Raw genomic sequence first — 13,364 nt, 5'->3', positions numbered from 1 at the left:
GTTTAGTTAGTTAGATGTTTGCCGATTACGAGGCGCTGAATTTCAGACGTACCTTCGTAAATTTCTGTAATTTTTGCATCGCGGAACAAGCGCTCCACTGGATATTCTTCTGTATAGCCGTAACCGCCGAATACTTGGACCGCCTCAATTGCCACGTCCACTGCGGTTTTCGATGCGAACAGTTTCGCCATAGACGCTTCTTGTCCACATGGTTTTCCTAGTTGACGCAAGTTTGCTGCATTATATACAAGTAAACGAGATGCTTCGACTGCTGTTGCCATGTCCGCTAATTTGAACCCGATTCCTTGGTTGAAGGAGATTGGCTTGCCAAACTGCTTGCGCTCTTTCGAGTATGCAACCGCTTCGTCTAGAGCCGCTTCCGCGATACCTAGGGCCTGAGCTGCGATTCCGATACGGCCGACATCTAAGTTCGCCATCGCGATCTTGAACCCTTCGCCTTCTTGGCCAAGTAAGTTCTCTGCCGGAACACGCATGTCTTCAAACGTCAATTCCACTGTGCGAGAGCCGTGCAAGCCCATTTTGTGCTCGTCTTTTCCGACGATAAAGCCTGGCGTGTCTTTTTCTACGATGAATGCGGAGATTCCACGTGAACCTTTTTCAGGATCTGTATTGGCGAAGACGATGTAGACGTCCGCTTCTCCCCCATTTGTGATGAACACTTTCGAGCCGTTCAACTTGTAGTGGTCCCCGTCTTTCACAGCGCGTGTCTTCAAAGAACCTGCGTCACTACCCGCTGAAGGTTCTGTTAAGCAGAACGCACCAAGATACTCGCCACTCGCAAGCTTCGGTACGTATTTTTGCTTCTGTTCTTCTGTCCCGAAATACAGGATCGGATTTGTTCCGACCGATGTATGCACAGAGAGAATAACCCCCACTGTTGCGGAGACTTTAGACAGCTCGTGGATAGCGATAATGTAACTCATGAAGTCCATCTCTGCGCCGCCGTACTGTTCAGGAATCGTGATTCCCATCAAGCCAAGCTCGCCCATCTCTTTAATAATCTCGCGAGGAAACTCTCCTGCTTCCATGTGTTCGATGAACGGAGCGATCTTTTCTTTGGCGAATTCACGCACCATGTTGCGCATCATATTTTGTTCTTCAGTAAATCGTAATTCCATGTGGACCGCTCCTTATTCGTAGACGTAGAATCCGCGACCAGATTTCTTCCCGAGCCAGCCAGCCTTCACGTATTTACGAAGCAGTGGGCATGGACGGTATTTGCTGTCACCGAAGCCGTCGTGCAAGATTTCCATGATGTAGAGACACGTATCGAGACCAATGAAGTCTGCCAGTTGAAGTGGTCCCATCGGATGGTTCATTCCAAGCTTCATAACGTCGTCAATCGCTTCTTTTGTCGCCACGCCTTCATAAAGCGTATAGATCGCTTCGTTGATCATCGGCATTAAAATGCGGTTCGAGACGAATCCCGGGAAGTCGTTCACTTCTACAGGTACTTTGCTGAGCTTCTTCGTCATCTCTTCGATTTCTGTGTAGACCTCGTCTGAAGTCGCTAGACCGCGAATGATTTCGACAAGTTTCATGACCGGTACAGGGTTCATGAAGTGCATCCCGATGACTTGCTCAGGGCGGTTTGTGACCGCTGCGATTTCTGTGATTGGAAGTGACGATGTGTTTGTAGCTAAGATTGCATGTTTTGGTGTGATCTCATCCAGCTGCTTGAAGATCTGCTGTTTGATTTCCATGTTTTCAACAGCCGCTTCGATGACGATGTCCACGTCACTTGCATCACTTAAATCTAGTGACTTTGTGATGCGTCCAAGAATCTCGTTTTTCTCGTCTTCTGTCTTGCGTCCTTTTTCGACATCACGAGACAAGTTTTTAGTGATCGTTGCAAGACCACGTGCGTAGAACTCTTCTGCTCGGTCGTTAAGCTTTACATCAAATCCTGCTTGTGCGCACACCTGCGCGATTCCTGAACCCATTTGCCCTGCCCCGATAACGAGAACTTTTTGAATAGCCATGAATGATTTCCCTCTTTTCTTTCAAATTCGTTGTAGATTAGTGTTTTGGTACTTCAACTAATACCGCATCTCCTTGGCCGCCACCTGAACAGATAGCTGCAATTCCAAGTCCGCCTCCGCGCTTCTGTAGTTCGATTGCTAGTGTATAAACGATACGAGCGCCAGACGCTCCGATTGGGTGACCTAGTGCTACTGCACCGCCGTTGACGTTTACTTTTTCAGCATCTAGACCTGCAATTTGATTGCTCACTAGAGCGACCGCTGCAAAAGCTTCGTTGATTTCAATTAAATCGATGTCTTCGATAGTTTTGTTGTATTTTTCAAGTAGTATGTTGATAACAAGGCCCGGTGTTTGTGGGAATTCTTCTGGTGCTACTCCTACTTCTGCGTGACCAACGATGTAGCCTAGTGGTGTCACACCAAGCTCTTGTGCTTTTTGTTCAGAAGCAAGGACTACCGCACACGCTCCGTCGTTGACCCCAGGTGCATTTCCAGCAGTAATCGTTCCTTCTTTACCGAATACAGGCTTCAAGTTTGCCAAGACCTCTGTAGTCGTTCCTTGACGTGGAGCTTCGTCTGTTTTGACGACGACTGGATCTCCTTTACGCTGAGGAATTTCGATCGGTGTGATTTCTTCTTCAAAACGGCCTGATTCAATTGCCACAAGTGCACGTTCATGCGAACGAGCTGCCCATTTGTCTTGTTCTTCGCGCGAGATTTCGAATGCATCCGCTGTAGAATTTCCGTACGTTCCCATGTGAACGTTCTTCGGATGAAACGAACAAGAAAGACCATCGTATACCATGCCGTCGATGACTTGCGAATTCCCCATGCGGAAGCCTTCACGAGCTTTTGGCAAATAGTAAGGCGCATTGGACATCGATTCCATTCCGCCCGCTACGATGATGTGCTCTTCTCCAAGGCGAATGATTTGGTCACCTAGTGAGATACTGCGCATACCTGATGCACACACTTTGTTGATCGTCTCTGTTTTGACGTTCCAAGGGATTCCTGCTTTGTGAGCTGCTTGGCGAGACGGAATTTGACCTTGTCCTGCTTGTAGCACCGTACCCATGATGACTTCGTCGACTTGATCTGGTTGAACACCTGCGCGTTCTAATGCCGCTTTAATCGCGTGACCTCCAAGATCTGATGCAGAAAGTGGGCTAAGTGCACCGCTGAATTTTCCAAAGGCTGTACGTGCGCCGGAAAGAATCGCTGTTTTCGTCATAAGTGGTAGCTCCTTTATAGAAAAGTTTTGTTGTAATCGCTTTCATGATGCGTAAAAAAATATAGGCTATCGAGCGCTCGCTCAGTTTAGTTCCGTAAAGAAAGGGAGTGCACAAAACACTCCCTTCACTTACGTCCAGTTTACCGAATTGTCTATAAAATTGCAATAGTTACTGCAGGACTGGCTCTACTTCTTCTTCAGTTGTAGGAGGCTGCATTTCACCAAACACCGCAAGCTCCAGAAGTTCTGCCACATCGTACGTACCGACTGTATCTTCTACTTCTTTCGCTTTCGTGCCGTCAGACAGCATCGTCAAGCAGTACGGACAACCAGAAGAGATCACAGATGGATTCACAGCTAGCGCCTGCTCTGTACGAGCCACGTTGACACGGTTTCCTACGTGCTCTTCCATCCACATCATACCTCCACCGGCTCCACAGCACATTCCTGTTTCACGGTTACGCTCCATCTCAACAAGCTTGACGCCTGGGATGGCTTTTAAGATTTCGCGTGGTGGATCATAGACATCGTTGTAACGACCTAAATAACAAGAATCATGGAACGTGATCGTCTCATTGACCGCATGTTGCGGTTTTAAGCGTCCTTGGTTCACTAAGTCATACAGCATTTCTGTATGGTGAAGAACTTCACCTGACCAACCGAAGTCGCTGTATTCATTTTTAAAGATGTTATAAGCGTGCGGATCAATCGTAACGATTTTCGTAACGCCTGCTTTTTCGAATTCTTTGATGTTCGCTTGCGCAAGCTCTTGGAACAAGAACTCATTTCCGAGACGACGTGGTGTGTCTCCAGAGTTTTTCTCTTTGTTTCCTAAGATAGCGAACTTGACGCCTGCTTCGTTCATCAAGTGAGCGAAAGCTAGAGCGATTTTTTGCGAACGGCTATCAAATGAACCCATTGCACCGACCCAGAATAAATACTCGAATCCTTCGCCTGATTTTTCTGCTTCTTTAACAGTTGGAATCGAGATCTCTGGACGTGCGTCACGCCAGTTTTCTTTCTCTTTACGGTTAAGTCCCCATGGATTCCCTTGCTTTTCGATGTTCGTCATCGCGCGTTGAGCATCTTTGTCCATGCGGCCTTCTGTCATAACTAAGTAACGACGAAGGTCGATGATTTTATCAACGTGTTCGTTCATAACCGGACATTGGTCTTCACAGTTACGGCATGTTGTACACGCCCAGATTTCTTCTTCTGTGATGACGTCTCCAATTAGAGACGGGCTGTAGATATCTTCGATGACAGCACCTTCAGCTCCAGCAGCCATAGCTAACTGGTTTCCTTTTGTGCCGCTGAATGCCAGTGCAGGCACCCAAGGTTTTTGTTTCGTCTCGACTGCTCCTGTAAACGTCAGGTGATCACGAAGCTTCGTGATCAAGTCCATCGGAGACAGCATCTTCCCAGTACCAGAAGCTGGACACATATTTGTACAGCGGCCACATTCTACACAAGCGTAGAAATCGATCATCTGTGCTTGCGTGAAGTCTTCAATGCGACCGACCCCAAAGGATGGCATCTCTTCTTCTGCTTCCGGATTGTCTTCGTCTTCTTCGATGTCGAAGTTGATTGGACGAAGGCGACCGACATTATCTAAGCGATGGAAATAGACGTTTGCTGGTCCTGTGATCAAGTGGAAGTGCTTCGATTGTGGTACGTACACTAAGAATGTGAGTAAGAACAGTAAGTGTGCCCACCACATGATGAAGAAAATGACCGCTGCAGCTGTTGGTCCGATAAATCCGAATACTGTTGCGATTGACGATGCGACTGGCTCTGTCCACGTTCCCGCATGGTCGTGCCAGATCATATTCATTCCGTTTCCGATTAATACAGAAACCATGAGTCCGCCGATGAAGATCAGAACAAGTCCACTTTTCCATCCGCGTTTCAAACGAGTTAATTTTTCAACGTATCGGCGATAGAACGCCCATACAACAGCGATTAAAATAACGAGTGTAACGATTTCTGTGAAGAAAGTGAACGCAGGATACAAAGGCCCAAGTGGCAAGTGTGAATCCGGTTTCAAACCTTTCCAAATGAAATCAATCGCCCCTAGTTGAACAAGTAAAAAGCCGTAGAAGAACATGACGTGGATGGCTCCACTTTTCTTATCCTTCAATAGTTTTTTCTGTCCAAATACATAAACCCCAATTTTGCGCAGACGCTCTTTCACGTTGTCTTCAAACTCTACTTTTTTACCAAGCTTGATGAACTGGTAACGCGTTTTGAGCAAGTATGCGAATAAGTAAATGGCATAGCCAGTTACAGCAATGAATAAGACCCAGTTAGCAATTAGTAACGGACTCAATTTCTTCTCCCCCTCTAGGATGAAATTCGATCTTACTTGTAAGCATAACAACGCACTTCGAAGAAAGAAAGTATTAGTTTTAGTATAAAAATGAATGAGCATTCAGTCAAGTCTGAAAAATAAAAAGGTTTGGTGCGTGTGGAAGATTGGTGATTGGTGGGGTATATTCGGTGATTGTGTCGGGCGATTCAGTACTTGTTTTGGAAGGTTCGAGCCCTATTTGATTCTGTTTGGTAATTGTGTCTGCCGGTTAAGGCACAACTCGTTTTATGGAAACCAATCCAACAAAAAAATCCCCCAACCAGCACCAGCTGATCAGGGGACTCGACACTTCTATTCTTTATCCGTATGGAACACTTTCGCACCGCGAATATACTCTACATCACGAACGCCAGCACGAGCATTGACCACGCGAGCTGCTGCGAACAAGTAATCCGATAAACGATTCAAATATTTTTGTACGATAACCGGAACATCTTCCTGCTCTTTCATCAAGCTCACCATTTGGCGTTCCGCACGGCGTGCGACAGTGCGCGCGATGTGAAGCGTCGCAGCTGCAGGTGTGCCCCCTGGCAAGATAAAGCGCTCAAGAGCTGGACCTTCTTCCATTAGTTCATCGATGCGTTTCTCAAGAACGGCGATCGGCTCATCCGTCATCTTGTAGTGACGTGTTTTAGTGACAACAGCTAAGTCGCCTCCGCAATCAAACAGTTCGTGTTGAATCGCTTCCAAATCATCTAAGATGTCTGCAAACGTTGCAGCGTCTAGCTCCGTGACCGCCTTCCCAATGAACGAGTTCGCTTCGTCGATCGTACCGTACGTCTCGATTCGTAGATCGTCTTTATCCGCACGAGCTCCGATCAAGCTGGTCTGTCCTTTATCCCCTGTTTTCGTGTAGATTTTCATGTGTTATTCCTCCCTTTGTGCATCGCGGTAATGGCGAATGGCTTGGCGTGTACAGTCGACAACACCTTTGCCGATAACCTTTCCGAGCTCTGTGATTGGTCCCCCATAGGGTAACGCTTCTCCTGACTGAGTCGCAGCAACAACCAAACTGTCAGTTGGTGTTCCTGTTGCAAGAGTCTGCGTCCGGCGGTCAAGTACCTGCTCTTCAGCCAGTGCTTTCGTCTTCGCTTCAGTCGCGGTCATCATGGCTTCGATGAACGCCTCATCTGACATGTGACCGTTGACGAGGATCCATGTGTTGATTGTACCAATCGCTGGCAAAGACTGCACTTCATGTGCGCGGGACACGTCTAGAGCATTCCCGACTCCCGCAGTGACCAAGATGACGACCGATCCAAAAGGTGCGTCGTATTCGCGGATGACGGCTCCTTTTGTAGCAACGGCTGTGAGTTGCATGACCGTCTCTGTAGGAATCCAGCCGCGTGACACTGCAAATTGTTTCACTTCAGTTGTGACATCGTTGACGTTATACGTTGGTTCGACTTGGCGATTGACGAGAGTTCTATACCAGCCAAAACCTGGATTTAACACAGCTGATGATACGACTCGCATCGGGCGTTCTGTATGAAGCAAGACGACGTCATCGAGTACTTGGATATCTGTAGCTCGCACGATGGTCCCATCCTCTTCACTATCTTCTGGTAACAGCGTCATCTGAGGCTTCGGCTCCACCGGGTGTGGCGCTACATCTAGACGCGTCGCATAGACATCTTCAAGTATCGCTTTATCCACCACTTGATGTGGTTCTCCGTAAGCGGACACTCGGCCTTTTTCCAGCAGCAACAAGTGGTCACAATAGAGCGACGCCAAGTTGATGTCATGGAACACGGTGACCACAGCGGTCTGGTGCTTCTGGACATGATTCTTTAAGGTGTCTAACAATTGTTTCTGGTGCGCAATATCTAAGTGGTTCGTCGGTTCGTCGAGAAGTAGCAGTTCTGCTTGTTGCGCGAGGGCCTGCGCGACAAACACACGCTGTTGTTCCCCACCTGAAAGCGTGGTAATTTCTTGAAATGCATACGGAACGACCTGCGTGATCTGCATCGCTTCCATAACCGCTTCTTCATCCGCTGTCTTCCAGCTCGAGAACAACCCTTGTTGGTGCGGGTAGCGACCGAGTGACACAGCTTCTTTTACGGTCATCCCAAAGCTTTGCGGAGGCAACTGTGGCAACACCGCCATCTTGCGAGCGAGCTCTTTTGGTCGGTAGTCGGTGATGGATTTGCCATCGATTTCGACTGTTCCTTGACTCGAAGAAAGCAACCCGCTGACCATCTTGAGCAGCGTCGACTTTCCGCTTCCGTTCGGCCCAAGGATGCCAAGTATCTGACCCGGCTTCACTTCGAACGACACGTCTTTTACAACCGGGTGCTGATAGCCTCCTGTGAGGTTTTTCACTTTCAGCATCTACTTCACACCCTTTCTGCGTTGACGGAAGAAAATCCAAGCAAATACTGGTGCCCCAATGAATGCCGTCATGACACCGATAGGCAATTCGGTCGGTTCAATAATGGTTCGCGCGACAAGGTCACATAGAATGAGTAGCGAAGCTCCGTTGATCATACTGAGTGGCAGCACGTGCCGGTTGTCTGCACCGAACAATTGACGTACCATATGCGGCACGACAAGACCGACAAACCCGATCGTTCCGGAGACTGCAACAGCTGCTCCCGTCAACATCGAGCCTGCAATAAGCACTTCGTTCTTCACGCGAGACACGTTTACACCTAAATGATGCGCGCGGTCTTCACCGAGTTGCAGGGCATTCAAGTCTCGAACGCGAACGAGTAGCCAAGCCCCTGCAATCACCACAAACGGGGCAATCATCTGGACGTGTGTCCATGTTCGGAGCGCCACGCTTCCTAGTAACCAACCGATGATTTGACGCAGTTCCTCTCCAGTTAAAGCAATCATCAAGGAAATCATCGCTCCGAAAAAGGAGCTCGTGATGATTCCCGTTAAAATGATTGTTTCCATGCGAAGTGAGCGATCGATCATTCGTGCAAAAGACACAACAATTAACAGTGTTGCAATCGCACCAATCATGCTCAGTAGAGGCAATGTGTACATACCGATGACTGGTAATGAGATACCAAAGAATATTGTGGCGACTGCACCGACTGAAGCTCCTGAAGAGACTCCAAGTGTATACGGGTCTGCCAACGGATTTTTCAGTAGGGCTTGAAAAGCCGCTCCTGCAACAGCGAGGGCGGCTCCGACAAGGGCAGCGAGGAACACGCGCGGCATCCGAATGTTCCAAACAATCGTCGTGGCGGTTGCATCCTCACTCCCTCCCCATATCGTACTGAGCGGGATCTGGACGGCACCTACAGAGATGCCGAGCCAGATAGAGGCGAGCAGCAGCAAAATCGATGCAACCCAGCCCACTTTCCGTTTAATCATTCATCAAGTCCGGATATACTGCCTTTGCGAGCTCTTCAAGAGCAAGCGGTAAGCGTGGACCTGGACGTGTCACGATGTCTTCGTTCACTTGCACGACAGCGTCTTGCTGAACCGCTGTCACTTGATCAAAGCCTGGACGAGCCTTCACTGCGTCTACAGCATTTTCGATATAGTTATATGTCAACACGATGACGTCTGGATTGCGCGAGACGATTTCTTCCGAGTTCATCATCAACCATCCCTCTTGGTCGGCAACTGCATTTTCAGCATTGATACGGTCTAAGAACTCTTGCATCAAAGTGCCTTGACCAGCTGTATAGATTTCTGGGTCACCTGAAGACTCGATAAATACCGTCTTTTTGTCTTCAACCTCTGCTAATTTTGCTTCGATCTCTTCTACTTGTTTTTGCATATCTGCAACAAGTGTTTCGGCTTCTTCAGCTTTACCTGTCACTTCGCCGATGGCTTCAATCGTTTCGTATGTCTCATCAAAACTCATGGCATTGTCTACTACAAAGATGGGAACTCCAGCGTCTTTTAATGGCTGAAGCCCTGCTTCTGCCGTTGACCAAGCAGATTCATGCGCCAAAATCAAATCCGGTTGAAGTGCTGTAATCGTTTCGACGTTAAATTCAAACCCGCCAATTTTTTCTTTTGTTGCAGCGGCTTCTGGGTAATTGTCGTAATCGCTGACTCCTACCACTTCTTCATCAAGACCTAATGCGAAAAGGATTTCTGTATTGCTTGGAATCATCGAAACGATGGCATCCGGTGCTTTTTCGATCGTCACTTCGTTCCCGACAGCGTCCGTAACCGTTAGGGGGAATCCAGATTCTGTTCCTTGTTCTGTCTCAGGGGATGATTCCTCAGAAGGTGTTGCCTCTTGTTCGTTACAACCTGCAAGCACGAGTAGTGCAATCAATAAACTGCCTAGCCATTTTTTCATGGTGTCCGTCCCTCTTTTCTGTGTATGTAAAAAACCCGCCTCTCCACTACGGAAAGACGGGTAGAAATAGGTATAAATCGGCTAACGTACACAAAGAGTCGACTTACACCACCCCATCCTCGTAGGTTCACGGCGCATTCAACAAGGCAGGTTTCCTGGCTTACGACAGTTGTCGCTTACAGTGGCGGGACCGCGCTGGACTTTCACCAGCTTCCCTTTTACCTCAAGCAATCCGTTACTTGAGCACCTTGTTGTATTAGGTATAGCGTACTACATTTTTTCTGGAGCGGAAACCCCTAATAATTTCAGTGCGTTCTCAATCGTCTGACGCGTTGCTGAAATGAGGGCAAGACGAGCGCTTGAAAGTTCCGGTGCTTCTGGATCTAACACTTTGTTAGCGTTATAGAAGCTGTGGAAGTTCGCTGCAAGCTCTTGAATATACGTCGCCACGCGGTGTGGTGCGCGAAGCTTCGCTGCATCCGCCACAACTTGTGGGAAGTCTCCGATTTTTTTCATCAAGTCTTCTTCTTTTTCATCGTTCAACAGCTGCAAGTTCTCAACAGACGCAGCTAGTGACTGCTCTTCTGCAGCGCGTAAGATTGAACAAATACGTGCGTGTGCATATTGTGCGTAATAGACTGGGTTCTCGTTTGACTGCGAGACGGCAAGGTCTAGGTCAAAGTCCATATGTGAATCGCCTGAACGCATTCCGAAGAAGTAACGAACAGCATCAAGCCCCACTTCTTCTACTAGCTCACGCATCGTCACAGCTTTACCCGTACGTTTGCTCATCTTCATCTTTTCGCCGTCTTTGTATAGCTGAACCATTTGAATGATGCTGACTTCTAATGTGTCACGGTCATAGCCAAGTGCTTGAATCGCTGCTTTCATACGCGGGATATACCCGTGGTGGTCGGCTCCCCAGATATTAATCAGCTTTTCAAAGCCACGGTTTATCTTGTCTTCGTGGTACGCAAGGTCTGGAGTCAAGTACGTGTAGCTGCCATCTTGTTTGATTAGGACGCGGTCTTTGTCGTCTCCAAATGTTGTCGAACGGAACCATGTCGCGCCTTCTTCTTCGTAAATATGGCCGTTTGCACGAAGTTTGTCGAGTGCCACATCAATCTTACCGTTCTTATAAAGCGAAGACTCTGAGAACCATACGTCAAAGTTCACTCGGAAGTCTGCTAAGTCGTTCTGTAGTTTTTCTAGTTCTTTTTGAAGGCCATAGCTGCGGAAGAATTCATAGCGCTCTTCGTCTGAAAGCAATGCATATTTGTCGCCATCGTTTGCTGCAAGCTCACCTGCGATGTCTTTGATGTCTTGACCATGATAGCCGTCTTCTGGCATGTCGCGCTCTTGACCTAGTGCTTGGAAATAGCGCGCTTCGAGTGACAGGGCCAAGTTGTGGATCTGATTTCCTGCATCGTTGATGTAGTACTCACGGCTCACGTCGTAGCCTGCAAAATCAAGGACGTTGCAAAGAGAATCTCCTACAGAGGCTCCACGTGCGTGACCTAGGTGCAAGTCTCCAGTTGGGTTGGCTGATACGAACTCGACTTGAACTTTTTCTCCTTCGCCCGCATCAGAACGTCCATAAGCAGAGCCCGCTGTGAATGCCATGTTGACGACTTGTTGCAGGTAATCTTTTCTCGTGCGAATGTTCAAGAAACCAGGACCCGCGATTTCAATCGACTCGATTGGCGTGCCTTCCGTTTTCAAGTTTTCAAGAATCTTTTCTGCGATCATTCTTGGGTTCTGCTTCGCAATCTTTGTTAGCTGCATCGCTACGTTTGTTGCATAGTCCCCGTTCGCTTTGTCACGTGGTGCTTCAAGGTGGATCGAGACCGTCTGATCTCCCGCAAGACCTGTTGCGTCTACCGCTTGTTGCAGCGCGTCTTTAATTGATTGTTGCAGTTGTTCTACAGCGTTCATTTAGTTGCCCTCCGTATAGTAATAGTCGATGGTATAATCGCCCATTTTTTGTTTGTCTTGAAACAAGGCATATTCGATGCGGTCATGGCCTACCGAATGAATGATTCGGTTCGTGTAAACCTCTAGTGGCATCGTGTGGCCATGCATTTTGTAATGTCCCTTGGTTTGCTTTCCTAGTTCAAATTCAAGGCGCATGTCGGCGACGCCGCGCCGCCGGATGAACCCACCCGAACCCTCAAATTTCACTAGTGTCTGCGTGACTTCTTCCGTCACTTCTTCAAAGCGAAGATAGCGTTTTTCATCTCTATAGTGCATCGTGCCGGTTGCACGGTGGTATTCCTGCGTCATTTTCGTGCCGGGATGCTTGAAGGTTGACACAATCTTCAGCTGAATCGGAATCCCTGCCTGTTCGGTCATCTCAAGCCCTCATTTCGTTTGGTTGAATTTTTCTATAACCTTTTTAGTATACGAGAAATTGTGTGGAATGTGAAGATATAGTGGTTTGTGAAAAAAGAGCCTGTCGCATGGACGGGCTCCTCTCATATCTAAAACTATATCGAGTTGCAGGCGTTAGAAATACATTCAAAAACCATTCACCCCAACCGAGGCAAAGTACGCCTCAATTGGTGCGCCTGGTTTTTGAAGCATTTCTGAGCGAACGTCTTTCACATCTAAAACTACTTAACCCAACCCAACAACATCTCACGAATTAGTTTCGATGCGGTGTTGGCAGTTTGTTCTGATGAATCGTAAATTGGTGCGACTTCCACTAAGTCGAAGCCGACAACGTTGACGCCAGAGTTCGCAATCGCATGGATGGAAGCAAGTAGCTCACGGCTTGTGATACCGCCGCAGTCTACTGTTCCTGTTCCAGGCGCGTGCGCTGGGTCTAAAACGTCGATGTCAATTGTCACGTAAACCGGACGGCCTTCGAGTTTCGGTAGCACCTTTTTCAGTGGCTCCAACACTTCGAATTTCGCGATTTCCATGCCGTTTTCTTTCGCCCACTCGAACTCTTCTTTCATTCCAGAACGAATTCCGAATGAGTAGACGTTGTGCGGTCCGATGTGCTCGGCAATCTTTCGGATTGGTGTCGAGTGAGATAACGGCTCTCCTTCGTACTCCACGCGAAGATCCGTGTGCGCATCCATGTGAATGATAGCAAGGTCCTTATGAACCGCTGCTACTTCTTTCATAACCGGCCAAGATACTAAATGCTCGCCGCCCATGCCGACAGGTACTTTGCCGTCTTGAAGCAGTTGACGGATGAACCCACCGATGAGTTCCAGGCTCTTCTCCGCATTCCCAAAAGGAAGTGGGATATCCCCTGCATCAAAGTAGTTCACGTCGTCTAGCTCACGGTCCAGGTACGGGCTGTACTCTTCAAGACCGATCGACACTTCGCGAATACGCTGCGGGCCAAAACGAGAACCCGGACGGTAACTTACTGTCCAGTCCATCGGCATGCCGTAGATCACAGCTTGTGCATTTTCGTAATCTTGTTTGCTTTTAATAAAGACGTTGCCGCTGTAAGCTTCATCAAATCTCATG

The 13,364-nt window shown here is 48.1% G+C and carries 11 protein-coding genes and 1 riboswitch; all 11 genes read right to left on the bottom strand.

Annotated features, from left to right (window positions below; translation table 11 throughout):
- Positions 1–2: 2 nt before the first annotated feature.
- On the bottom strand, positions 3–1,139 hold the full coding sequence (locus CF394_RS10760; RefSeq protein WP_094943591.1) for an acyl-CoA dehydrogenase: 1,137 nt from the start codon (positions 1,137–1,139) through the stop codon (positions 3–5).
- 12 nt (positions 1,140–1,151) lie between these two features.
- Complete coding sequence (locus CF394_RS10755; protein WP_094943589.1) at positions 1,152–2,003, bottom strand: 3-hydroxybutyryl-CoA dehydrogenase; 852 nt, start codon at positions 2,001–2,003, stop codon at positions 1,152–1,154.
- Between the two features lie 37 nt (positions 2,004–2,040).
- On the bottom strand, positions 2,041–3,234 hold the full coding sequence (locus CF394_RS10750; RefSeq protein ID WP_094943587.1) for an acetyl-CoA C-acetyltransferase: 1,194 nt from the start codon (positions 3,232–3,234) through the stop codon (positions 2,041–2,043).
- A gap of 169 nt (positions 3,235–3,403) precedes the next feature.
- Positions 3,404–5,563: a (Fe-S)-binding protein gene (locus tag CF394_RS10745; RefSeq protein ID WP_094943586.1), complete on the bottom strand. Its 2,160-nt coding sequence runs from the start codon at positions 5,561–5,563 to the stop codon at positions 3,404–3,406.
- A gap of 333 nt (positions 5,564–5,896) precedes the next feature.
- Positions 5,897–6,469 carry a cob(I)yrinic acid a,c-diamide adenosyltransferase gene (locus CF394_RS10740; protein ID WP_094943584.1) on the bottom strand — a complete coding sequence of 191 codons (573 nt, stop codon included), beginning with the start codon at positions 6,467–6,469 and terminating at the stop codon, positions 5,897–5,899.
- Between the two features lie 3 nt (positions 6,470–6,472).
- The gene (locus tag CF394_RS10735) at positions 6,473–7,936 is read right to left on the bottom strand and encodes an adenosylcobinamide amidohydrolase (protein WP_094943583.1); all 1,464 of its coding nucleotides are present in this window, start codon (positions 7,934–7,936) and stop codon (positions 6,473–6,475) included.
- On the bottom strand, positions 7,937–8,932 hold the full coding sequence (locus CF394_RS10730; protein WP_094943581.1) for a FecCD family ABC transporter permease: 996 nt from the start codon (positions 8,930–8,932) through the stop codon (positions 7,937–7,939). It lies immediately after the preceding gene.
- Complete coding sequence (locus CF394_RS10725) at positions 8,925–9,878, bottom strand: ABC transporter substrate-binding protein (protein ID WP_094943580.1); 954 nt, start codon at positions 9,876–9,878, stop codon at positions 8,925–8,927. The genes CF394_RS10730 and CF394_RS10725 overlap by 8 nt, the downstream gene beginning before the upstream one ends.
- 128 nt (positions 9,879–10,006) lie before the next feature.
- Positions 10,007–10,144, bottom strand: a riboswitch (cobalamin riboswitch).
- 4 nt (positions 10,145–10,148) lie between these two features.
- Complete coding sequence (argS, locus tag CF394_RS10720; protein ID WP_094943578.1) at positions 10,149–11,813, bottom strand: arginine--tRNA ligase; 1,665 nt, start codon at positions 11,811–11,813, stop codon at positions 10,149–10,151.
- Positions 11,814–12,230, bottom strand: coding sequence for a YwiB family protein (locus tag CF394_RS10715; RefSeq protein WP_094943577.1), 417 nt, complete (start codon positions 12,228–12,230; stop codon positions 11,814–11,816).
- Positions 12,231–12,490: 260 nt separating this feature from the next.
- On the bottom strand, positions 12,491–13,363 hold the full coding sequence (speB, locus tag CF394_RS10710; RefSeq protein WP_094943575.1) for an agmatinase: 873 nt from the start codon (positions 13,361–13,363) through the stop codon (positions 12,491–12,493).
- Position 13,364 lies beyond the last annotated feature (1 nt).

The organism is Tetzosporium hominis (assembly GCF_002265435.1).
Classification (GTDB): Bacteria; Bacillota; Bacilli; order Bacillales_A; family Planococcaceae; genus Chryseomicrobium; species Chryseomicrobium hominis.
This window is presented reverse-complemented; position numbering and strand designations above follow the sequence as displayed.